This is a genomic window from Treponema parvum (genome assembly GCF_017893945.1).
GTDB lineage: Bacteria > Spirochaetota > Spirochaetia > Treponematales > Treponemataceae > Treponema_D > Treponema_D parvum_A.
On record NZ_CP054257.1, the window covers coordinates 1,003,690 to 1,027,779 of the forward strand.

Here is a 24,090-nt window from a genome sequence, read left to right on the forward strand (position 1 = left end):
ATATAATCAATTATAAAATTGCACTTCTGCACTATGGTACGTCTTCCAAAAATTTATAAAGTCAAAATAGTAACTTTGCATAGCAGAAAAAATGCGGGATAAATCTTTTGCAGGAACTTTACCCTTGTTATGAGCCAGTTTAAAAGAGCCGTTCGATAAAACCCAAATTTTTGTATCGTTTTTACTTGGATCGCCTTTCGTAACATGAAAATGAATAGCTTCGCCGCGTTCATTTGTCCAAAAGTAAATTTTATAACCTGCCGTACGGAGATATATGGGCATCAGGCGCTCTCAAGTGCATCAAGATTGCGGAATGCCGTTATCGCCTGATAAATCTGCTTGAGATAATTTTTAAAATATTCATTCTTTTCTACATTAAAATTAGAATGAATTACTTCTCCTTTATTTGTAAGCAAAATCGCTTCGGCTGTTTGGGAATCTTCAAAACATACATCGTTATCGGTATAAGTAATTAAAATTCCATCTTTTTCACAAAAAACTTTACGACTCATAATAGGCTCCTATATCCTAATTATACAGTACATAGTCGAATAATGCTATGTATGGGCCATTCATTTTATTTTAGAAAGATCCTTTTCTATTAATCGGCCAATCGGATAATAACGGTAAAATAGTCTCATCCCCCTCCCGCTTTCTCTCCCGTCCAAAATATATCGCTTCTGTTTATAGCCACCGCCATCTGTGGATGTCATGAACTGTCGAGTTTCGGGCGAAGCCGAAACGTCGCAGATTATATGTGCGCTTTTCGCGCACGAATGCAACAGTTTTCGAGAATTGATATTCTCTCAACTGCTGCATTTTAAGGAACTTAGACTTTTATAATCAGTCGCAACTTTTAAAAATATTGCAAACGCTTTCAAAATCCCGCCATGCCGCCGTCATCATTAATTCGCATTATATTCAAAATATCATCCGCATTGCGGATAAGGGATTGTTACTGTCCGGACAAACCTATCTTTTCGGTGATATCCGCGATGTCATCACGCAAGAAAATGTGCGTTCTTTTTTCAATGCGAATGTGGAAATTGTGCGCGTTAATACCGCAACTGCATTGCTACTGGAAATATGATGGAGAAGGGCGTTCCGTTTTCAAATTTTCACTGCAAAAGTGTGTCTTTTGAGTCCTCCTAAAAGAGAAGTTTCAATTTATTGCCTGCTTTCACTTTCAGCCAGAACATATGGTTAGAGGATGACAATGTGTTAACCTGCAGCATTTCAAAAAAATATTAAAAAAATGCTTGCATTCGCTGAGAAACCGTGCAATACTATTTTAGTTATGTTTGAATTCGATTGCAATAATAATTGCAACAAAATGCGGGAGCTTCGGAGCAAAACATGAAGATTGCGGTATTGGGCGCAGGTGCGATGGGCTCCCTGTTCAGCGGTTATCTCTCAAAAAACAATGAAGTTTCTGTCATTGACGTAAGTCATGCGGTAGTCGACGCGATCAAAAAACACGGTGTCAGAATTAAAGAGAAAGACGGCTCCGTAACTCAGTGCAGTCCTAACGCATTGCTCAAATCCGAAGGGCTGGGGGAACAGGATCTTGTGATTGTCTTTGTGAAGTCCATGTTCACAATTTCAGCGCTTGAGGGCAACAAGAATCTTATAGGGAAAAACACATATCTGATGACGCTCCAGAACGGAGTAGGTCATGAAAGCAAGCTTTTGAAGTTCACAGACAGAAAGCATATCATAATCGGATCCACCCAGCACAACAGCTCGGTAATTGAGCCGGGCTTCGTCAACCATGGCGGAAGCGGAATCACAAGCATCGGGCTTTTGGACGGCGGTTCAAAGGCGATTGCGTTTATCGCAGAGAATTTCACAAGCTGCGGTTTTGAGTGCCGCACGGAAGACAACGTTCGGAGACAGGTCTGGAATAAAATGTTCACAAACACGGCGGCATCTTCACTGACCGCTTTGTTTCAGGTTCCGTTCGGATTCATACACACGGATGCAAACGCGAACTTCCTTATGAAGCAGCTGTGCAGAGAGGCCGTTGAGGTTGCAAACTCACTAGGACTCGGATTCGATCTTGAGGAAGTTGTAAAGGATGTTGACACAGTTTGTGCCAACGCACCGGGCGGATACACTTCAATCTATGCGGATATCAGAGACGGCAAAAAAAGCGAAGTTGACACGATCAGTGGCAGCGTAGTGGAGACCGCACATGACCGGAAGATAGAAGTTCCTTATCATGAGTTTGTCGTCAATGCGATTCATGCTTTGGAAAACAAAAACAAGGAGAACAGAGAATGCAGAGTGTTTACGAACTGAACGGACTTAGAGTCATTGATTTGACAAAGTACATTGATCCGGCCACAGAGACCAGAAGATGCAAACTTGACAGATTCAACACGGGCGGGCCGATTCCTGACTTCCACACAAACGTCGACATAATGACCCACCTTGGAACTCACTGCGAGTGCCCGTACCATCACTTTGAGGACGGAGCAAGCGTTGCAGACCTTCCGCTTACATCATTTATCGGAAGAGGGCTGTACCACGAATTCAAAGATCTCGCGCCGCTTTCTCACATCGGCGCTGCAGACCTAGACAAGGCGATCGGCGCCAAAGTCAAGCCGGGCGACGTGGTTATCATTGATTCAATCTACAAGCTTGCTCCGTTCACGCCTGAAACTAACGGGCCGAACGACAAGAGACTTCTCGTCAACGGCGAAACGGCTCAGTGGTTTGTTGATAAAAAGGTAAAGTGCGTCGGCTTCGGCGACGGCGTCTCGATTGAAAACTGTAACGAAGATGTAAAGCCGTTCCACGATATCTGCATGGCTAAAAACATCACTTTTTTGGAAGTAGTCAAAAACCTTGACCAACTTAAACAGGAGACATTCTTCATCAGCTTCGCGCCGATGTACATAAAGGGGCTGGACAGCTGTCCTGTCAGAACCTATGCGATTGAGGGTTTGAAGGAGTTCTGCTGATGATTAGCACAAAGCTAGGTTTGGAGTACAAGTACGATTTTTCGGCAAAAAAATTCCGGCTTGCTTTTGAGTTTCTGAAGCGAAAAGATCTTGCAGAACTTTCGGAATGCACAATTGAACTTGGAGAGGGTGTTAAGGCGAGCATTCAGCATTATGATTCTATCAACGCAGAAGACGGCCGGTTTGAAACTCATGAAAAATTTTTTGACGTTCAGTATGTCATCGAGGGTATGGAGTACTGCGGAGTTTGCAGCAGAGGCGAATTGGGCGCCGTTGCAGTTCCATACGACGAGGCAAAAGACATCACCTTTTACGAGGAACCTAAACACTATAGCAACGTGTTTCTCAATGCAGGTGACTATGTTATCCTTGGACCGGAGGATGCCCATAAGCCGAGAATCAAGGTCGATGGCAATGCCCCCGTCAAGAAAGTTGTGGTGAAGGTTCCCGTCTGAGACAGGATGTTGTGCTCCGGTTTAATATGCGGCAATTTTTCAACGGAACGATTAGTTACTGCATGCTTTGAGTCTCCGAAAATGCGGTATTGATAGTCCTTGCTTTCCGGCTTATCGCATGCAATAATTAACTTAGCGAATCTGCGGTGAAATTATTGATTAAGGAGAAAACTGACCATGAACGGAATCTATGTAGCCTCTCTTACTCCGTTTGACCGGAATGACAATTTCAATCCGAAAGCTCTTATCGCCTTGATGGAAAGAAACCTTGCAGAAGGAGCCGCCGGATTTTTTATCGGAGGTTCAAGCGCAGAATGCTTTCTCCTTAGCCATGAAGAGAGGCTGGAAACCTTTGAATGTGCATCATCCTTTAAGAACAGAACCGACCTTATCGCTCATTGCGGAGCGATCGGCACAAAAGAGGCAATCGACTTTGCATGCAACGCAAAGAGAATGGGATATCGGCATATAGCGACCACCCCTCCGCTGTACTACGGCTTTACCCCCGGCGAGATTGCCCGATATTACTACGACATTTCTAAAGCTGTAGATATGCCTGTGATTGTGTACAACTTCCCGGGAAACACAAAGAAGGAATTTGATTTGAACAATCCGATCTACAGAGAGCTTTTCAGCTCCGATGCAATTGAAGGCGTGAAGCACACTAATCAGGTAGTATCCCAGCTGGAAAGATTTCTGGAACTGAATCCTAAGCTTTGGGTTCTGAACGGCTTTGATGAAACAATGGTAGCCGGACTTGCATTAGGTTCACAGGGGTCTATCGGCAGCACATTCAACTGCATGCTCCCCCACTATCTTAAGATATACAATGCCTTCAATGAAGGACGAATTGCCGAGGCACGCGCAATGCAGCACAAGGCGAATAATATTATGGAAGTCTTCTGCAAGGTGGGACTAATCCCTGCAGTGAAGTATGTCGTATGTAAGCAGGGCATCGATGTCGGAATTGCAAGAAAACCGTTCGGGAAACTGTCGGAAGCAGCCAAGTCTCTCATCGACAGAACATTGGAAGAGAATTTGATAGAATAATCATTTATCTTTGTCATTGATCGGCGAAGCGGATAACACATATTATTTCTGCAAGGAAAGCAACAGCGGGGGAGATAAATGGCCATAAAAACAATGACCTTGGAAGAAGTTAAAAGCCTTCCGCCGCTTGAGGAAGAACGGTTAAATGAAATTGAAAACTTTCAAAACACCGACTTTTCTGACTGCCGAAAACTGACCGATTTACAACTGAAAAATTTAAAACCGGCGCGTATGCTTCATCCCGAATGGTTCAATGAAAAGAGCAACACCGTACAGGTCGGCATTGATAGAGATATCATAGAAGCATTACACGTTGAATCTCAAGAGTACCAACTGCGCATAAATGCTATTTTGCGAAAAGTCGTTTTTGGATAAGGTATTAGGATCGATAATCCAATGGTAGGGGCATTTTTTCGTATATATATACGATAGATTCATAAGCAGCGTTATGCCGCCCGGAATGCTACAAAAGGAGAATTGACGGCAACTCCTTATAGTATTCTAAACGTCGCTGTAAATCTTTCCGTCGGTACCGTCAAATTCGGAACATCGCTGCGGATTTTTCCATCACGTCCGTTTTCCGATCCCGTTCCTGCAAGTGAAAGCTTTATTTCTCCGCTTGCGTTCAGCGTAAATTCGTCATATTATACTGTCTGATAAAACGCGCGTTTTCAGTGAGGCATGCCCGCGTGCGGCGCAGCCTTGCCGGCTGTCGGCGCTGTTGTTTTGGGGCGAGGCCGGTTCGCATTTGCGGAGCTGTGCCCGCGTATACGGCGAGGTTGGCTTTCAGAGGTATTTCCGTGAAAAAAAATATGCTTGTGCCGCTTTCGGCGGCGATGTTGGTTTTTGTGCTTTTTTTTGCTGCAGGCTGTTCGAAAAATAATGCCGAAGCAAGGCAAAGCGAACAGACGCGATCGGATGAAGACGGCGGCGATTTTGCCTATATTCCCGATTTTGAACAGGCGTTTATTCCCGTGTATGAAAAGACCGAACCGGAACCCGATCGGCCGGCAAAAAAGCGGAATGTGGGCGGCCAGTCCGCGGCCGCCGGCAAAAAGAGCGCTTCCGGCGTCTCTTCATCGGCGGCGAGGGGAGGGGCTTCCGGCACAACCTCTTCGACCGTGCGCCCCTTAAAAGAATATAAAACCGCATATACGACAACGCGGCCCGCTCAAAGCGCTCTGAGCATTCCGGCGGGTGTTTCAGGATATGTCCTTCCCGCAGCTGAAGAAAAGGGCGATTTAACCGTCGCCGATTGGGGGCCTCAAAAAGAGCTGCCTGCGACAATCCGCCAGCCGTCTTTTTACGTAGTGTTTTCGCTTCCCGTAAAGGCGATAAGCGCGCTCGAAGAACCGTCCTCAAAGTCGGAGTATATGAGAGTTGAGCCTGCGGTCGAAGGCGTGTTCCGCTGGTACGGTTCGCGGCACTTGGCGTTTGAAGCGAGCGAAAACATAAACCCCTTGCAGGAATATACGATTACCGTTCCCGATACGGTAAAATCTCTGAGCGGTAAGCCGATTACCGGCGAGCGCGTTTTTAAAATCAAAAGCGAAGAATTACGTATTACCGGTTTTAACGTCGGCTATTCGTTTGCAAAAAAAACCGGCATGTGGATCGACACTGACGACGTTGTGCCCGAAGCGGCAAACGAAGTGCTGCTCGTGTTCAATTATCCGGTTAAAGCGCAGGATTTTGCAAGCCGCATCCGCGCCGAAGTTGACGGAAGCGTTTTACCCTGCACGATAAGCCAAAAAGACGACAAATCGCTGCTTGTCACGGTAAAGGGAAACATTCCTTTCGACACCGACGTGTATATTTATGTCGATAAACTTAGCGTCCGCTACCACACGCTTTTGCCCTTCCAGCTGGAGGATATCGATGTCGAGCGTTCGGCAGGGCGCTTTTTAAATCCGGTGTACCTGCGCTTTTCGCACGATGTCGAGGCGTCCTCTGTTTCGGCGAATCTTTCGACCGAACCTGCGATGCCTATAACAAAAGAAAATATCGAAGTAAACGGCGGTACGGTCATTGTGTACGGCCTTCCCGTCAGCTTTAATTCAAAATATACGCTGACCGTTAAAGACGGTATAAAAGATGTGTACGGCAGGAAACTTAGAGCAGGGAAATCAGTTTCGATTCGGGTTCCAGAAGCGGCAAGTTATGTGAGGTTTTTGGACAGCGGTACGAAAATGCTTGAAGCCGCCTATCCGCATAAGTTTTTGTTCGAATATCAAAACCTGTACGAACCGTCGCGTTACAGCGTCGTAAAAACCGATAACCCGCTCGCTATAACGTCGTGGGAAGCATATATTTCCGATAAAAATGCGGCGGAACCGAACATAAAAATACGCAACCAAAGACAGTTTGAAGTTATCGATTTGGATCCGCTGTTGGATAACGGCAAAGGCTTTGTGCGCTTCGATGCGGAAATGACCGTTCCGTCCTATTGGGACAAGGGCAAATTCTATACGCAGGAAAACTGCACGACCATTCAGGTAACCGATTTGGGCGTTACGGTCCGTTACGGAATAAATAAGGCGGTCGTGCTCGTAACAAGCCTTGCGACCGGCAATCCCGTTGAAGGCGCAAACGTATACATGTATAACGGCGAGAGTTCCGTAAACACTGCGGCGGCGACCGCGCTCGGTTCGGGCACGACGGATAAAAACGGACTTGCCGTTTTGCGCTTCGGCTCTTCAAGCGCGGCGTTTTTCAACGGGAACAGAGAAGCCGTCTATGTTGAAAAAGCAGGCGATCGCGCGGTGTTTTATCCGAATACGCACCGCGAATGGCGTTCGGTTTCTTCGGTTGACGATATTGATACCGGCGTGCAGGCTTTTCAGCGTACGTTTATGTTTTCCGACCGCGGCTTGTACCGGCCCGGCGAAACGATTACGTTCCGCGGCATCGACCGCACGCAAAGACTCGGCTCGTTCACTCCCTATACCGGCGATTATACGGTAACATTAAAAGAAAACGTGTGGGGCGATGCCGAAGAAGTTGCGCACTTGAGCGGCACTTGTTCCGAATCGGGCGGTTTTTGGGGTTCGGTCGCACTTCCCGAAAACGTAAAGCCCGGGCAATACGTGCTTATCTATGAACGCCCCGGATCGAAGCGCGAAAGCCGCAGAATCAATATTACGATTGCGTATTTTGAACGCGTAAAATTCCAAGCCGAAGTCGCTTTGAGTGATGCGACCCTCGTTGCCGGCGACACGATAAGCGGTTCGGTTAAAGCGTCGTATTTGTCCGGCAGCTCTTTGGCCGAAGCGACGTACACGGGCGGCTGGGTGCGCCAAGGCTGCGATTTTACAAGCGACGACCCGGCGCTCAAAAATTATACGTTCGGCCCGCGCGAAATCGAGCGCTCAATGGAACAGCTTTCTTCGTTTGAAGGACGGCTTTCCGCAGACGGCAGCGCGCGCATTTCGTATACGACCGCCGAAGAAGGCATTGTCGGTTCTCCGTACCGCTATTTTGCAGAGGCGTCCGTAACCGATGTAAGCAATCAGCTTATTGCGGCGCGTGGCGCGGTAACGGTTCATCCCGCATCTTTTTACATCGGAGTTGCCAAACCCGACGGTATTGCGGGCTTCGCGAAAAAAGGGCAGGAACTGAATTTTCCGCTTATGCTCGCTTCGGCCGACGGAAAGGCGCTTGCTTCTTTGGATTTTGTAAAAGGCAATTTGTCCGCCGAACTTATACGCGACGATTGGCATTTGGTGCAGCAGTACGGTTCGGCCGGCAGTGTATACGCGAGCTACGAAAAAGAAAGCGTCACTGAATATACGGTGTCCGTAAAACCTTCGCTTAAAGGTTCGGTAAAAGTTACGCCTAAAAACGCCGGCTATTATACGCTCGTGCTGAGCGGAACCGACAGAAACGGTAAAACCGCAAAAACCGAATATTCCTTTTTCGTAACCGGTTCGGGCGCCGTATTTTGGAACCGCGATTTCGAATCTTCGCTGCGCCTCACTCCCGACCAATCGCAGTACAACCCCGGCGATACGGCGCGCATTCTGCTCGAAAGCCCGCTTCCCGCCGGCAACTATCTTATCACCGTCGAACGCGAAGGAATATTCACCGAACAAGTGCGCCGCTTTGAAGAAAGCACCGCGGTGCTGGAAATTCCGATTGCGCTCAATTACGTACCGGTTGTATACGTGAGCGTGTGTTCGTATTCCGTGCGTTCGGGAAAGCCGACCCATCAATACGGCGAAGCCGACATGGACAAGCCCAAGGGCTTTTTCGGTTCAACCGCCGTGTTCGTGAACCCGCGCGTAAAGGCTTTTTCGATCGATGTTGCCGCCGACAAACCGTCATACCGCCCCGGCGAAAAAGCCGTTATCGTGCTGAATGCGACAAAGGGCGGCAAACCCCTTGCCGACGCCGAACTGACCCTTATGGCGGTAGACCGCGGCGTACTGGATTTAATCAATTACCATGTTCCGAATCCCGTAGACTTTTTTTACAACGAGTATAATTTCCCGCTGTGCGTAAAAGGCGGAGATTCGCGCTCGCTGCTTATGGATCCGGTAACCTATGAGATAAAGAACCTGAAAGGCGGCGACGCTTCCGATGAAGAAAAAGAGCAGGAACGCAAAAAATTCGACCCGACCGCCGTCTTTATACCGGTTTTAAAAACCGACAAAAACGGTCAGGCCCGCGCCGAATTCACCTTGCCCGATACGCTTACAACCTACCGCATTACGGCCTTCGGCGTTCACGACGATTTACTTGCTTTGCAGGAAGACGAAATGCTCGTTCAAAATCCCGTAAACGTGCTTGCCGTAAAACCGCGGCGCTTACGCGAGCGCGACACGGCCGAATGCGGCGTGCTGATTTCGAACCTCGATTCGCGCTCTCACAGCATAACGGTAAAAGCCGAAGTGCGCTCTGTACAAAATGCCGATCCGGCAAACGGCGGCAAAAAACCGGGCAAAGCCTTTTTCGACGGCAGTGCGCAAAAAACGGTTAAAGTAGAAAGCGGCGCTCAGGCGACCGTGTATTTCGATCTTGCCGCACAAAAAGCGGGTGAAGTCGAAGTCGTGTTTTCGGTATCGTCGGATATCTTAAAAGAGAGGCTCGTGCAGCCGCTTGTTATCGAGCACCCCTTTGTGTTCGAAACCTTTACGTCGACGGGAACCGTCGAGCGTTCCGCTTCTTCGACTTCGGAGGCGGTAGCTCTTCCGTCCTTTGCCGACTTGAACGCCGGCTCTTTGTCGGTTACGCTGGATGCAAGTCGATTGGCGACGCTTTCGTCGGCGGTCAACTACGTGTTCAATTATCCGTACGGCTGTATGGAACAGCAGAGTGCGCGCTTATTGCCTCTGGTCGTTTTCGGCGACTACATCGGCACCTTCGGCCTGAAAACCGAAGTTCCCGACGTAAAAAAAACCGTAAAGGAAACCTTCGCTTCGTGGAAGCAAATCCAGCTTGACGACGGCGGCTTCCCGTATTGGCCGGAAGGCACGAGGTCGAGCTTTTACGTGAGCTTGCGTATCGCCCATCTGTGCGCTTTGGCAAAGGAGCGCGGTTACGGCAGCGCGGATATCGCGCTCAATACGGAAAGACTTGCGTCGTTTATTGCTTCTTCGCTGTATAAAGACGGAACACCCTCAAGCGGGTATCTTCGCGCATACGCGTGCTATGTGCTCGCGCTCAACGGAAGAAGTTTTCCGGCTTCCTGGCTGCCGGGAACAGCCGACAAGGACACCGATATTTCGGTTTCGGCCTTGGCCGGCTTGGCGTGCCTCGAGCGCAATTCCGCCGGCGACAGGGAAAAAGCGCAGCAATACGCTCAGGTTATACGGCGCTATCTGCGTCCCGATACGCGCGGCGTCGACATAACTTCTCCCGACGAATCGCGGTATTGGTATTGGTATGCGAACGACAAATCCATGGATTACGCGCTGACGGTAAAACTGTTTACGCTGCTCAACGCCGACGATGACATGATTACCAAGCTTTTGTACACGCTTTTGCAGCGCCAAAAAGCCGGCTACTGGAAGAGCACGGCAGTTACCACCTTTGTGCTTGATTCGGTATACACGGTCATTAAAACGTCCAAGCTCGATAATTTGAATATGAGCGCTTCGGCATCGGTGGACGGAAAGGAATTGGTTTCCGGAAGCTTTAAAGGCGCGGGAGCGCAAGCGCTTACGTTTACCGCCGATTTTGACGAAGAGCCGTTGAGTACCTTAAAGCGCGATACGCTGCTTCCGCTTACGTTTACAAAAAAAGGCTCAAACCCGCTGTATTATACGACCTCGCTCAAGTACGCCATTCCGCAGGAAATGCAAACGTCGCGCGACGAGGGCTTGGGCGTTTCGTATGTTATCCGCGATGCTCAAACCGATAAAATCGTAAAACCGTCTTCGGCTTCTTCTTCACTTATCGAACTTGAAAGCGGCAAAACCTACGAAATGGAAATCAAATTGTCGTCGGGACGCGACCGCACCTTTGTCGCCCTGCGCGCTCCGGTGCCATCCGGCGCCGAAATTATCGATGCCGCCTTTGTTACGACCGCTTCTCTTACCGGAAGCAACCGCGCTGAAGACGAGGAGGACGACGATGAAGACGATTGGTATAGCTGGTTTTACGGCAGAGCGATGAGCAGTCAGCGCATTTACGACAACGAAGTGCAGTATTTTTGGAACGATTGGGCAAAGGGAAGCGACGCGGTGCGTTTTAAATTCCGTGCGGTCAGAAAAGGAGTGTACCCCTGTCCGCCGCTTACCGCCGAATGTATGTATGAAAACGAAATATTCGGCCGCACCGACGGATACTTGTTTGTGATAAAATAATGAAAGACGTTTCGAAGATACAAAAAAACATTCGGGACGCCGGCCTGTGTACGGCAGGTTTGTGTGCCGCCGGCGCTCTGGTTTTGTTTGCCGTGCTTGACCTCTTTGTGCTGCCGTTCCCTAAACTCGACGCGTTCAAAAAGCGGGATTGGAGTACCCGTGTTTATGACAGGCGCGGCACCTTGGTGCAAGTGCTCGCCCTCGAAAACGGCGTGCGCCGCGAGTTTACTCCGCTTTCGGCTATGCCGCATCAAGCCGTCGATATTTTTTTGGCGGCGGAAGACAAGCGTTTTTTTTCGCACTGTGGAGTCGACTTTTCGGCCGTTGTACGCGCGGCGCTGCAAAATATACAAAGCGGTCAAAGAGTGAGCGGCGCATCGACCGTTACGATGCAGCTTGCCCGCCTCGTCGTTCCGGCGAAAAAGCGCAATTTTGCGGCAAAGCTGAACGAAGCGCGGAACGCGCTGCGCATAGAGCGGCGCTTAAGCAAAAACGAAATACTCGAACTCTATTTGAATACGCTGCCGTTCGGCTTTCAAACCGAAGGCATTACGTCGGCAGCGAAAACTTTTTTTGCTTCTCCGCTTGAAGAATTGAGCGCCGAACAGCTGTGCTGCCTTGCCGTTATACCGCGCCGCCCTTCGGGCAACAATCCGCTGGAGCACCCGCACGTTTGCGCCGAGCGCGCTTACGAGCTGTACCGTTCGCTCCCCGGTCCGGCCGCCGGCGGCTATTTTGCAGCTGGCGGCGGAAACGGGCGCTCGCCTAAAACCGACATGAACTTGCCCTCCGACACGCTCGGTGCAGATGCCGCCGATTCCGGTAACGGCGCATCAATCGATTCCGCGCCGCTTGAACACTTTGTGTGCGTTGCCGAAAAAGCAAAGCGCGCCGAATATCCGTTTTATTTACCACACTGTGTGGACTTTGTAAAAAAGCGGTACGCGCGGGCGGAACTGCCCCTTCCCGCCGAATGGCACTTGACCGCGGATGCGCTTTTTTCTTTTCAAGCGGAAAACCTTTTGGCAAACGAACTTGAACACAACTCTCATGCGCGCGTATACAACGGCGCGGTGTTCGCAATCGAAAACGAAACGGGGAACATTATCGTGTGGGTCGGTTCCAACTCATATTTCGACCGCGATCATCAGGGGCAGCTTGACGGCGTTACGGCGATGAACCAAAGCGGTTCAAGTTCAAAACCTTTTTTATATGCGCTCGCGCTGGACAAAGGCTATAAGCCCTCCGACGTGCTCCCCGACATCCCGCTGCGTTTCGGCTCCGATGAAGTGTACATTCCGCGCAACTTCAACAACCGCTACAACGGCCCCGTCCGCTTTCGTACCGCCCTCGCGTCCAGTTTGAACGTGCCGGCCGTAAGCCTTTTGGATTCGATCGGCGAAGCCGCTTATGCCGACACGCTCGACAAACTGCACTTCGATTCGATACGCACAAAGGGACTCGACGCGGGACTTGCCCTCGCACTCGGAAGCGCACCCGTATCCCTGTATGAATTGGTCAGGGCGTTCAGCGTTTTTCCGCGCGACGGAACGGTTATTCCGCTCCGTTTGCTCGAAAAATCCGCTTATGCCGGTGCTTCGCTCCGATCGGCCGATTTGCAGTCCGACGGCACGGGAACAAGCTCAACTGCCGCAAACGGTGCTTCGCTCCGATCGACCGAGCCGCCGCCCGCTTCGGTAAACGACGTTTTTTTTGCTGATGACTTTTTGCCCTCGCGCGTATACTCTCCGGACAGCGCGCGCATTATCTGCTCGATTTTATCCGACAGCGAAGCGCGCGTTAAAGGTTTCGGCTTTTCATCCGTATTTAAAACGGACTTCCCTTCGATATTTAAAACGGGAACGGCAAATCAATATCAAAGCCTTATCGCCCTGTGCGCAAGTTCGGCGTACACCGTCGGCGTGTGGCTCGGAAACTTTTCCGGCGAAACCGTTATCGGTAAAACGGGCAGCTCGATTCCCGCGTACATCGCAAAGGAAGTGCTCACCCGATTGCACGCCGCTGCGGACGGGAACGGTAAAATTCTTCCGGCCCGCGCTTTTGCCGAGCCGGAACACTGGCACCGGGGAACCGTGTGCGCGCTTTCGGGCATGATCGCTTCTCCCGATTGCCCGAACACGATACGGGAATATCTTCCCGATTCTCTTACCGCCGAAGATAAAAAAAAGCTTCGCTGCACCTGGCATACAAAAGAAAACGGAAGGTTAAAAACCGTGTATCCGGAGGAATATCGAAACTGGTTTTTATCGGCCGAACGCTACGGTGCCGTCAATGCCGGCGGTGCTCCGCTTGCTATAGTCCGCCCCGTGTCGGGTAGCCGTTTCCTCTACGACAGTGCGTATAAAAACATTGCCGTCGTTCCGCTTGAAATAAACGGCGGGCACGGCGATACGGTGCGCGTGTTTTTGGACGGTGCGGAGTATGCGGTCTTGGAACGCCCGTTTTTTATAAATCTTAGCGCGGGTAAAGGAAAACACCGCGTGCGTGCCGTGTGCGAAAGCGAAGAGCAAACCGTCTTTTTTACGGTAGAGTAGGGATTAGAGAACTTGTGCTCCTATTGGACATCTCTAAAAGCTCGCCTTTAGCGATTTTTCAAGCCGATAATTTGGGAAATCATAACCACCCGTCAAACGGATTGTCATGCCTTACCGGCCATCCTTATGCGTCTTTACCGAATTCTTCCCATACCGGCTCAAGAGCGCTTATGCATTTTTTATACAGCGAATATTTTTTGTCATAATATGAATAATTGTCTTTATTCGGAGTTACTACACGCTTCACGCGGCTCATGTTTTGTGCAGCCTGAGAGAGCGACGAGTACGTGCCTGTCGCCGCGGCTCCTATTACGGCGCAGCCTAAAGTGCCCGTTTCGTTCACATCCATAACTTCAATAGGAATTTTCATATTATCCGCAAAAATCTGCGTCCATGCGACCGAATTATTTGCTCCTCCCGCAAGCCGGATGAGATCGAAAGTTTTTTTTGCCGATCTTTGTAATTTTTCAAAGTGGTATCTGTGCGAGAACACTATGCCCTCGAATACCGCTTTTAAAAGATGAGCTCTCGTGTGGTATTTGCTCATCCCTATAAAACAGCTTGAGGCCAGAGGATGGACGTTGCTTCCAAGCAAAAACGGCAAAAAAACAGGACAGTTTTCATCGCTTGGAAGGGAACGTATGGAATTTTCAATAAACTCGTATATGCTGCTTTGATTTTTTTTACATTCGTTTTTCAGCTCCGGCATAAGATTTTGTATGAACCATTCCAAATTTCCGGCGCTCGTAGGACTGCATTCCTCTACAAGAAATTTTCCGGGTATACAAAAGAATGAATTCATCAAAATTTCGCCCGTTAATATGGGAAATGAAGAAACGTATTCGTTTATGCTCCACGTACCTGCGATCATACAGCAGCATTTGTCGTCAAAAACCTTCAGTGCGAGCGCGCACGCATCTATGTCAAAGGCGCCGCCTGCTACTGCGGTTCCTTCTTTAAGACCTGTTTCCTCTGCGGCTTTTTTTGTCACTCTACCGCATATGTCCGCCGAATTTTTTAAAGCGGGAAGTTTATCGTAACATTCTTCAATTCCGAATAAGCTTAAAAGTTCCTTGTCGTATTCCCCCGTATCTAAATTAACGAAATTTGCTCCGGACGCGTCCGTTTTTTCATTAAAAGCCTGATCTGTCAATCTGAAGCGGACGTAGTCTTTGCAGCTGAATATGTATTGGGTTTGGGGTATTACATTCGGTTCGTGGTCTTTCAGCCATGCCAATAACGACACGGGCTGACACGCAAGTATGTGCTGTTTTGAAATTTCAAATACTTTTTTTTCAGTTCCGTCCTTTGCCCATTTTTTAGGATATTCCCATGCTCTGTTATCTATCGAACATATTCCCGGGTACGAAGGTTTTCCATTTTTTCCCCAAAGGTAAACGCCCTTGCCGTGTCCGGAACACGCGATACAGGCGATGTCGCAGGGATCTATTTTCGCCTTATCTATGCTCTTTTTAATTACGGTGCAATTAGCCTGCCACATTTCTTCCATATCGCGTTCTGCAAAACCTACCTTTGGAACAATAAGATTTGTGGAAGTTTCCGCTACAGACAGTTCTCTGCCGTTTTCATCGTAAACCGCAGCCTTCGTGCTCGTTCCGCCGTTGTCAATTCCTAAAAAATATTTCATTGTAAAACGCTCCGTTGGATAATTGTAAATGTTTTTTCAATAAAATGATAGAGACTGCATTACTTGCGGACACAGCTTTGAGGTTATTGTAAAACGCTCCGCTTTTAATTCTTCCAGCACAAAATATTTGCTTGCGGATTCAAGCAATGAAGAACTCGGTATTCAGCTTTATATTGTGTGATTTCCGTGAAATTTCGCTTTTGAAAACTCGACACTCATCCTCAATAATCGTATACTTAGATCTGTTATGGATCAAAATAAACGCCGGTTATTTTTAATAAATAAATTGATTTATGAAAATAAAGATTACAGCGATGTGCAAATTCCTTCCGATGAAGAGGGACAAAAAAAACTATTGCGCTCGCTCATGAATGTGCGGGAAGCAGTGCCGCTTGAACGCGACGTTCTTAAAGTTCAAGACGAATATCTTGCCGAAGAACTTTCACATAAAAATGTGGTAAAGCTTCAGGATCTCGATCCTATTCAAAAGGATATTTACGTATGGCGAGGCGATATTACTTTGCTGCAATGCGACGCCATAGTAAATGCGGCGAACAGCGGAATGACGGGCTGCTATGTTCCTTGCCACCTTTGCATCGATAACTGTATTCACACGTTTGCCGGGATGCAGCTGCGTCTTTATTGCGGCGACATGATGAAAAAGCAGGGACATGAAGAACCTACGGGGCAGGCAAAGATCACTCCGGCCTTTAATCTTCCGAGCAAATACGTGATCCACACGGTCGGCCCAATTATCCGCGGAACGCCCACCCAAAATGATAAAAAGATGCTATCTTCCTGCTATTCGTCTTGCTTAAAAGTTGCGGAAGAAAACAAAGTTTTAAGCATCGCTTTTTGCTGCATTTCTACGGGAGTGTTTCATTTTCCTAAAGAAAGCGCGGCAAAGATCGCCGTAGAAACGGTAAATTCTTATAAGGCAGCCTCAAAAAGCGGCATAAAAGTCATATTCAACGTGTTTTCAGAACAGGATGAAATTCTTTACAGGAAAATTTTATCCGAAAAAATTTTATAATCTGCGGCGCTTGTTACTTTTGCATTACTTGCCGTTCTTGCGGTAAACGTGATAATAGTTTTGGAGATGTTTTATGAAAGAAAGAGAGACTTTAGGTTCCCGGCTGGGTTTTATTTTGCTTTCTGCGGGATGCGCCGTAGGAATCGGTAACGTATGGAAGTTTCCGTACATAACGGGATTGTACGGCGGCGGCGCCTTTGTTTTGGTTTATTTGTTTTTTCTTGTGATCATGGGAATCCCGCTTATGACAATGGAATTTTCCGTAGGCCGAGCCAGCCGCAAAAGTCCTCTTTTAGGCACAAAGGTTTTGCAGCGTCCGGGGCAAAAATGGCATTTGCAGGGATATTTTGCGATGGCGGGCAATTACCTTCTCATGATGTTTTATACGACAGTTACCGGCTGGATGCTGCATTATTTTTATCTCACTGCGACGGGAAGTTTTAAAGGCGAAGACGTGGAGCAGGTTGCAAATGCTTTCGGAAGCATGCTCGGACAGCCGTCCGTAATGGTTTTGTGGATGGTCGTAGTTGTTGTGGCAGGTTTTTTGATATGTTCCATGGGATTACGCAGCGGCATAGAAAAGGTTACAAAAGTCATGATGTCTGCTCTCATAATTTTAATCGTAGCTCTTGCCGTAAACAGCATACTTTTGCCCGGCGGCCTTGAAGGATTGAAATTTTATCTTCTTCCCGATTTTAAACGCATGTATCAGGTTGGAATAGGGGCAACGATCGTCGCAGCGATGAATCAGTCTTTTTTTACTTTGAGCTTGGGCATCGGCGCGATGGCGATCTTCGGAAGCTATGTGGATAAAAAATACACCCTTTTCGGCGAATCCGTCCGCGTTGCGGCTCTCGATACCTTTGTGGCGGTTTTTGCAGGCCTTGTGATCTTTCCCGCATGCTACTCTTTCGGTGTAAAGGCGGACAGCGGCCCGAATCTTGTTTTTATAACGCTGCCCAATATTTTCAACCACATGCCTTTAGGGCGTTTTTGGGGCAGCTTGTTTTTTATCTTTATGGCGTTTGCGGCATTTTCCACCGTTATCGCGGTGTTCGAAAACATAATTTCCTGCTGTATGGATCTTACGGGATGTTCCAGAAAAAAAGTTTCGTTTGTAAATATCGCTATTTTAACCGTACTTTCTCTTCCGTGCGCGCTGGGATTTAACGTGCTTTCAGGTCTTCATCCGCTCGGAGGAAATTCTTCCGTTCTGGACTTTGAAGACTTTTTGGTAAGCAATATAGTTTTGCCTTTGGGGTCATTGATTTATTTACTGTTTTGTGTGTACAAGGGCGGATGGGGATGGAAAAATTTTATTGACGAAGCGAATACGGGCGAAGGAATTAAGATGCCGAAGTGGCTGCGTCCTTACATGGCCTATGTTCTTCCGATCATAATAATATGTATTTTCGTCATAGGAATAAAAGATACGTTTGGGAACATTTAAAAGACGCCGCCAAATGAGCGCGACGTCTTTTAATTCCGAGTTTGCTGCGCAAACATCGCTAATTAACGTATGCACTATCGTGCATCTTTAAGCTGCGATAAGTTTTAGAATTTTCTCTTTTAATTGCTGTTTTTTTTCGGCAGACCACGGCGATTTTGTTTTCATGTTTATCGTGTCCGCCAGCCGGCACGGGTCTTTTCTTAATACGAAGACAGTGTCGGCAACGGCGAGAGCTTCTTCAATGTCGTGAGTGACGAACAATATCGTGTTTTTTTCTTCTTTGTGTATTTTAAGGAGATCCGAAATCATTTTTTGCCTTATCACATAGTCGAGCGATTTAAACGGTTCGTCCATAAGAAGAATGTCGCTTCCGTAATACAGCGCCCGCGCGATGGAACATCGCTGCCGCATGCCTCCGCTCAGTTCGTCGGGATAGTATTTTTCAAAACCGGTAAGACCTGCCGCATCTATAAAATGCTGAACTAGGGCGTCTTCTCCCGAAGGATTTACGGATTTTATGTTCTGAAATACCGTAAGCCACGGCAGTATACGGTCTTCCTGAAAAACGTATCCGATCTTTTGGCCTGAGGTTTGCAGATTTCCTTCATAATTTTGATCAAGACCCGCGATTATGTTCAAAAGCGTCGATTTTCCGCAGCCTGACGGGCCTACTATAACCGCCAAGTCTCCGGCGTTTACTGAAAGAGAAAGATCTTCGATGACGGTTTTGCTGTTGTATGTTTTTTTTATGTTTACGACTGAAACCATTTTTAAGTTCTCCTTGAAGGAAATAAAAGATTGACCGCTGCGTCAAGAAGATAATACATGCACACGGAAATTACCGTCCACGCTATTATGGTTTCAGGTTCGATATTAAGCCTTGCGGTAACGATCTGCCCTCCGATGCCTGTGGAAGTGGTTAGAACTTCTCCCATGACGACGGTTTTTGAAGCCGTTCCCAATGCGATCCTCAAGCCGGAATAAAAGCGCGGTTTTATGGACGGCCACGTGATCAGAAAAAGTTGCTGTTTTTTAGTATATTTGAACACCTTGCCCATTTCGATAAGTTTTCGGTCGATGTGAAGAATGGCTTCCTGCACCGTAATGGCCGTGATCGGGAATACGGAAACCGCAGCGATGACAACGGCGGGCTTGCCGTTAAAACCGAACCATATTATGGCAAGCACCAAGAGCGCGACCGGCGGCACAACCTGCAAAACGCCCAGCACCGGTTTAAATAATTCCCTGCATGTTTTGCATACGCCGCATACGTAACCGGCGATGCCGCCGGCCGCCATACCGAAAAACAGCCCCGCTAAAAGCCGGATGAGAGTCCTGCCGGCTTCTTTTACGGTGTCTTTATCGGAAACAATTTGCACAATTTTTTCGGCAACCTGAGAAATATCCGGTATTATCAGCGGCGGGTACGCCAACGAGAGTACCCACCACACGAAAAACATGAAAAGCGCGGCTATAATTCTATTTCTTATAGAGGAGAGTTTCATCTGGAACCTTGCCGCCTATTGTCGTAGGATCAAAATCGACTAGGAGCTGCCAAAACTGCTTGAGGTCGGCTTTTGCGTCATACGCGTTTTTATACATAAGTCCCATGCGCGGAATTGCTTTTTGCACTACGGGCGCCTTTAGACCAAGCTTTTCTTCCGCAAGAGACGCCGCTTTGTCGGGATTCGCGAGCACCCAATTCAGAGCCTTTTCGTATTCCTGTTCGAACCGCTTTGTGAGCTCCGGATTTTCTTTTACGAATTTTGTTTTGGCGCCGAAACCCGCGTTAGGAATTATAGTGTTGTTGTCGGTAAATTTCTTCCATTCATCTTCAAAAGAAAATGCGACCCGCGCGTTTTTATTTTGCATAAGGACGGAAGTTACCTGCGGTTCGATCATAGTGATATACTGCGCCTTTCCTGCCGCCATCATCTGGCCGACTTCCGCTATGGAAGCGTAAATAATCGTAACGTCTTTTTTGGGAGTGAGTCCCGCTTTTTTCATAAAAAACTGTGTAATGACGTCCGGCGGAGAAGATTGCAGAGGAACGTATACGGTTTTGTTTTTCAGATCGGACCAGTTTTTAAAATTCGGATCCGTCGTCATAAAATATGTTACTCCCCACGTGTTTACGTTCGTGAGCGTTACGGGAACGCCTCTGTTATACAGCTTAGCCACTACCGTCAACGGAAAGGCGAACATGTCGAAGTCGCTGCTTTGCACCATCGCGATAAGTTTTTCAGGCGCGTCCCAGATCGTAAAATTTATGTCTACGTCCTTTCCCATCGCTTGAGAATCTATCATGCGAAGAATCGGCAGAGCCGGAGGCGCCTTTGGAATGCCTACGCGAATAGTCGTCTTTGCGCCGCCGTTTTTATTTTCAGACGCTGAAAATCCTGCAAAATCCAACGCGATAAAAAGCGTGATTGCCAGTAAAAGTATTTTTTTCATCATAATCCTCCTGATTATTGACATCAATCTAAAGTTAGCATAAGCTAACGATGTGTTCTGTTGCCGTTGCAACAACATGGGCCGAAAATGCTGAATATTTACAATTTGTTTTTATCTCATACTGCAATATTTAAAGGAATTCCCGTTCAAGATATTGATAAAGCTGTTTCATGTTTGCGCGGTTTTTATAAGTCTTTTGAGGACGGACAGGAAGTGTACAATTTTGACGATACGGTTTCGTACATGGGAATCCTTGTAAGCGGGGAAGTAAACATAGAGCATGTGGGAATAGACGGCAAGATCGTGCTTTTAAAGCAGGTCGGTAAGGGGGAATTGTTCGGCGCCGCTCTGTGCTATCTGCGGGAGCCCAACCGTTTTCTTAGAATCGTAAGCGTTGGAAAAACAAAGGTGCTTTTTATCCGCATGCCGGGCGGCCAACAATACGAGCGCTGCAGCTGCCCTTATAGAGTTATCGTTTTGGAAAATATTTTAAAGGAAATGGCGCTCGACGCCCAACAGCTTAATATGAAAATACAGCTGCTCATTCAAACTTCGTTGCGCAGTAAAATTTTATTTTATCTTAACGTTACAAGCCAAGCGCTGAATAAAAATCCGTTTGTGATTCCCTTTACGCGTGAAAAACTTGCCCAATTTCTCTGCGCGGACCGGAGCGCCGTTTCAAGGGAATTGGGGCGCATGGACAAAGAAAAGATCATTAAGCTTGAAGGAAAAAAAATAACTTTATTGTAAAATTTCAGTTTGCAGCCGGAGTTTATGCAGCTTATCATAGTCAAATCGCTGCAAATCGCCGAAAATTGTTAAAAATCGCTAAAAACGCGCCGTTTGTTGCACAGGCAACGGATTCTCTTCGTTAAATCTGATATTAGTTAATTACGGCTAACTTACGCGCATTTTGCGTAAGAAAACGGATATACGTGTGCGGTGCTCGAAATTTCGCGCTTATGCGTTCGTTGCAGGGCTCGCGCACCAAAATCTTAGCAGGGAGTGCGAAACTTTATGGATGATTTAAAAAGAATACTTGATATAAATCGGAGCTGCTATAAGAGATTTGCATTGGACGTGCCGGTCTTTGACGAACTTATCGTAGGGTTCCGCTGGATTATGACGGCGGATATGTCAGGCAATATGAGCCTTGCGCTTCGTGCCGTGCCCGCCCTTGACTTGGAACTATACGAAAAAACTGCAAAAAACCTTTACGGAAAGCCCGTAGACTTATGCATTGAACGATTGCTTGAAGAAAACGATGTTCGCCTAAGGAACCTGATCGTGAGTTTAAGCTGCCTTATGAGCAAGCCTTTAAACAATGTAAAGCTTTTGGCGCGCCGCGGAATTTTCAGGACGGAAGGGCTTAATTTTAATTATCCTACGGAGGGCAAAAAGATAGGACTGATAGGATTCGGCGTTTATATCAGCCGCTTTTTAAATAGATGCGGAGAATTTCACGTATTTGACTTGCGTCCGCCGGAGCAAATTTTAAGCTACAGGTGCAAAGACGGCTTACGCTGTTATCCGGACGGCATTTTGTGGCACTTGGGACGCAACGCCGTAGAATTTGCGGATCTTTTGGCGGAACTTGATATCGTAATAATGACGGGCAGCACGATTGTAAACGATTCGTATGTGAAATTGCTAAAAGCTTGCAAAAACGCAAGTATAATAGGAATTTATGGCCCAAGCTGTGAACTTTGTCCCGATTATCTGTTCGATATCGGTTTTAACTATATTTTCAGCACTTCGCTGGCCGATAAGGAAAAATATCTTAAAGCGGCGCTTGGCCCGGATCAGTCGTATAAAGAATTTGATTATATGAATATATATGAGCTTGAAAAAAAGTTTAATTAACCTGAATGTCGAGATTACTTGTAAAGTCGCACATCCGTGTGCGGCCGCGGCAGGGATTACAGGGGCGCGTTAGCGTTGGCGGCTTGCCGCCAATGGAGTGTTAGCGGAACCCCGGAAAGCGTCGGTCAGCAAGCAGACCTGAACGAGTTTGCTTTGCAAACTCGCAGTCATAGAAAACTGCAAAAAGCCGCCCTACAGGGCGTTCTTAATTTTGAATTTTAATTTTAGGAGGAAACATGCTGCACAGCGGACAAGTATTTTCTATAGCCAGAGATAACGAGATCGTGGAAGGCTGCACCGTATCGGAAACCGTCTTGCAGGGAAGTTCCTGCTGTATGACGGTGTTTTCTCTTGCGGCTATGACGAACATAAGCCCTGAAAGCTACGGCTATCCTAAAATTTGGAAGATCGAAGAAGGCGGCGCAAAAGTCCTATATCTTTCGGACGACGGTCAAGGCCTAAAAAAAGGAGACATTTTTGTCGTACCGCAAAATATACCGGTAGGAATAAAGACTGAAAAAGGATGCGTGTATTCTGAAATAATATTTTTTAAGGAGTGTGCTATGAACAGTATTTTAAAAAGCGCAGAAATTTTTAAACTGAAGGATCTTCTTCCCTATAAAGAAGGGAAGGTTGTGAACATGGATCTTGTTGACGATCAAAAGGCTAAATTTGTGATCATGTCCTTTGACGAAGGAACCGGTCTTCCCGAACATTCCGCTCCGGGCGACGCTATCGTGTTCGGGCTCGAAGGCGAAGGTATAATCGGTTCCGGCGGAAAAGAATACCGCATTCACGAAGGAGAAAACTTTAAATTCGATAAAAACGGAAGCCATTATGTAAAGGCCTCAGGCAAATTCAAAATGGCGCTGCTGCTTATCCGCGGTTAAAAATTCGAATCGGTTTACGTCGGTTTACGAGCGCGGGCGGAGTGTTTTATGATAGAAGCGGGTCATGTATTTTTAGCGCGGCTGGGCAAAACCGTATTGCGCCCCGGCGGAACGGCAGCTACCGAATGGCTTATCGATCGGGCGGATATACGGGCGGATACTGAAATTCTTGAAGTTGCGTGTAACACGGGCAGGACGATGATCCGTCTGAGTAAGAGGTTTAACTGCAGCGTTACAGGCGTCGATATTGATAAAGCCGTTCTTGCAAAAGCGGCTGAAAACATCAAAAAAAACGGCCTTCAGAATAAACTTTCCGCAGTCTACGGCGACGCACAGGCTTTGCCGTTTAAGGACGGAAGCTTCGACCTTATCATAAACGAGGCAATGCTTACCATGCTCTCTGATAAAAATAAAGATAAGGCTCTCAAAGAATATTTTCGCATATTGCGCCCCGGCGGAATGCTTTTGACACAAGATGTGGTCTTTACTGTAAAAGATCCGTCGCTGCAAAAGTATCTTCGCTCCGGGCTGAGCAAGACGATAAATGTGAGCGTCGAACCCCTTGATCTTGACGGCTGGAAAGAGAAATTCCGTTCAAACGGATTTGACGTTACACAAAAATACGGAAAAATGACATTGTTAAGCCCGTCGGGGATGCTGCACGACGAAGGCTTTTTGCAGACTTTGCGCATAATAAGAAATGCAATAAAAAAAGAGAACAGATCCGCATTCGGCAGGATGTTTTTGTTTTTCAACAAGAATAAAGATACTTTGGGCTATGTTTGCAATGCGTGCGTAAAACCGGCGAACGTCATGACGCCGCCGGGCGCGTAGTCTTTCTTTACCGATACACGGCAGTCAGATACACGGCAGACGATTGACTTTTTTAAATCAAATAGTTAGCATTAATCGATTTTATA

At 47.4% G+C, this 24,090-nt stretch carries 20 protein-coding genes; 14 read left to right on the top strand and 6 right to left on the bottom strand.

Features of this window, described 5'->3' with window-relative positions:
* Positions 1-6: 6 nt before the first annotated feature.
* Positions 7-282, bottom strand: coding sequence for a DUF4160 domain-containing protein (locus HRI96_RS11910; protein ID WP_210118331.1), 276 nt, complete (start codon positions 280-282; stop codon positions 7-9).
* Positions 282-512: a hypothetical protein gene (locus HRI96_RS04535; RefSeq protein WP_210118332.1), complete on the bottom strand. Its 231-nt coding sequence runs from the start codon at positions 510-512 to the stop codon at positions 282-284. The genes HRI96_RS11910 and HRI96_RS04535 overlap by 1 nt, the downstream gene beginning before the upstream one ends.
* Before the next feature lie 353 nt (positions 513-865).
* Here HRI96_RS04535 and HRI96_RS04540 point away from each other — a divergent pair, with 353 nt between their 5' ends.
* From HRI96_RS04540 to HRI96_RS04575, 8 genes are all read left to right on the top strand, one after another.
* Entirely contained in the window at positions 866-1,090 is a 225-nt protein-coding gene (locus HRI96_RS04540) for an ATP-binding cassette domain-containing protein (RefSeq protein WP_210118333.1), read from the top strand.
* Positions 1,091-1,356: 266 nt separating this feature from the next.
* A complete protein-coding gene (locus tag HRI96_RS04545) occupies positions 1,357-2,301 on the top strand; it encodes a ketopantoate reductase family protein (RefSeq protein WP_210118334.1) in 945 nt (314 codons plus the stop codon).
* Positions 2,280-2,966: a cyclase family protein gene (locus tag HRI96_RS04550; RefSeq protein ID WP_210118335.1), complete on the top strand. Its 687-nt coding sequence runs from the start codon at positions 2,280-2,282 to the stop codon at positions 2,964-2,966. The genes HRI96_RS04545 and HRI96_RS04550 overlap by 22 nt, the downstream gene beginning before the upstream one ends.
* A complete protein-coding gene (locus tag HRI96_RS04555) occupies positions 2,966-3,421 on the top strand; it encodes a NanQ anomerase/TabA/YiaL family protein (protein ID WP_210118336.1) in 456 nt (151 codons plus the stop codon). Before HRI96_RS04550 ends, HRI96_RS04555 begins: the two co-directional genes overlap by 1 nt.
* A gap of 177 nt (positions 3,422-3,598) precedes the next feature.
* Positions 3,599-4,471, top strand: coding sequence for a dihydrodipicolinate synthase family protein (locus tag HRI96_RS04560; RefSeq protein ID WP_210118337.1), 873 nt, complete (start codon positions 3,599-3,601; stop codon positions 4,469-4,471).
* Between the two features lie 78 nt (positions 4,472-4,549).
* Positions 4,550-4,846, top strand: coding sequence for a BrnA antitoxin family protein (locus tag HRI96_RS04565; protein ID WP_256729297.1), 297 nt, complete (start codon positions 4,550-4,552; stop codon positions 4,844-4,846).
* 425 nt (positions 4,847-5,271) lie between these two features.
* Entirely contained in the window at positions 5,272-11,277 is a 6,006-nt protein-coding gene (locus HRI96_RS04570) for an alpha-2-macroglobulin family protein (RefSeq protein ID WP_210118338.1), read from the top strand.
* The gene (locus HRI96_RS04575) at positions 11,277-13,832 is read left to right on the top strand and encodes a transglycosylase domain-containing protein (RefSeq protein ID WP_210118339.1); all 2,556 of its coding nucleotides are present in this window, start codon (positions 11,277-11,279) and stop codon (positions 13,830-13,832) included. Before HRI96_RS04570 ends, HRI96_RS04575 begins: the two co-directional genes overlap by 1 nt.
* 124 nt (positions 13,833-13,956) lie before the next feature.
* Here HRI96_RS04575 and HRI96_RS04580 read toward each other — a convergent pair whose 3' ends face one another.
* Entirely contained in the window at positions 13,957-15,480 is a 1,524-nt protein-coding gene (locus HRI96_RS04580) for an FGGY-family carbohydrate kinase (RefSeq protein WP_210118340.1), read from the bottom strand.
* A 247-nt stretch (positions 15,481-15,727) separates the two neighbouring features.
* On the opposite strand from HRI96_RS04580, the gene HRI96_RS04585 reads away from it, so the two are divergent.
* Complete coding sequence (locus HRI96_RS04585) at positions 15,728-16,513, top strand: protein-ADP-ribose hydrolase (RefSeq protein WP_210118341.1); 786 nt, start codon at positions 15,728-15,730, stop codon at positions 16,511-16,513.
* Positions 16,514-16,586: 73 nt separating this feature from the next.
* Positions 16,587-17,963, top strand: a complete 1,377-nt coding sequence (locus HRI96_RS04590; protein WP_210118342.1) for a sodium-dependent transporter — start codon at positions 16,587-16,589, stop codon at positions 17,961-17,963.
* Positions 17,964-18,050: 87 nt separating this feature from the next.
* On the opposite strand, the gene HRI96_RS04595 is transcribed toward HRI96_RS04590, so the two are convergent.
* The 3 genes from HRI96_RS04595 to HRI96_RS04605 are packed head-to-tail and all read right to left on the bottom strand — an operon-like array spanning position 18,051 to position 20,420.
* Positions 18,051-18,731, bottom strand: a complete 681-nt coding sequence (locus HRI96_RS04595; protein ID WP_210118343.1) for an ABC transporter ATP-binding protein — start codon at positions 18,729-18,731, stop codon at positions 18,051-18,053.
* A gap of 2 nt (positions 18,732-18,733) precedes the next feature.
* Positions 18,734-19,468 (bottom strand): ABC transporter permease, encoded by a 735-nt coding sequence (locus tag HRI96_RS04600; RefSeq protein WP_210118344.1) that lies wholly within the window; start codon positions 19,466-19,468, stop codon positions 18,734-18,736.
* Positions 19,443-20,420: an ABC transporter substrate-binding protein gene (locus HRI96_RS04605; protein WP_256729299.1), complete on the bottom strand. Its 978-nt coding sequence runs from the start codon at positions 20,418-20,420 to the stop codon at positions 19,443-19,445. The genes HRI96_RS04600 and HRI96_RS04605 overlap by 26 nt, the downstream gene beginning before the upstream one ends.
* Before the next feature lie 84 nt (positions 20,421-20,504).
* Between HRI96_RS04605 and HRI96_RS04610 the strand changes: the two genes are divergently transcribed.
* The 4 genes from HRI96_RS04610 (at position 20,505) to HRI96_RS04625 (ending at position 24,004) form a co-directional block, all read left to right on the top strand.
* Entirely contained in the window at positions 20,505-21,167 is a 663-nt protein-coding gene (locus HRI96_RS04610) for a Crp/Fnr family transcriptional regulator (RefSeq protein WP_210118345.1), read from the top strand.
* A 267-nt stretch (positions 21,168-21,434) separates the two neighbouring features.
* Positions 21,435-22,280 (top strand): Rossmann-like domain-containing protein, encoded by an 846-nt coding sequence (locus HRI96_RS04615; RefSeq protein WP_210118346.1) that lies wholly within the window; start codon positions 21,435-21,437, stop codon positions 22,278-22,280.
* Positions 22,281-22,516: 236 nt separating this feature from the next.
* Positions 22,517-23,170 (top strand): cupin domain-containing protein, encoded by a 654-nt coding sequence (locus HRI96_RS04620; RefSeq protein WP_210118347.1) that lies wholly within the window; start codon positions 22,517-22,519, stop codon positions 23,168-23,170.
* Between the two features lie 48 nt (positions 23,171-23,218).
* Entirely contained in the window at positions 23,219-24,004 is a 786-nt protein-coding gene (locus tag HRI96_RS04625; RefSeq protein ID WP_210118348.1) for a class I SAM-dependent methyltransferase, read from the top strand.
* Positions 24,005-24,090: the final 86 nt, after the last annotated feature.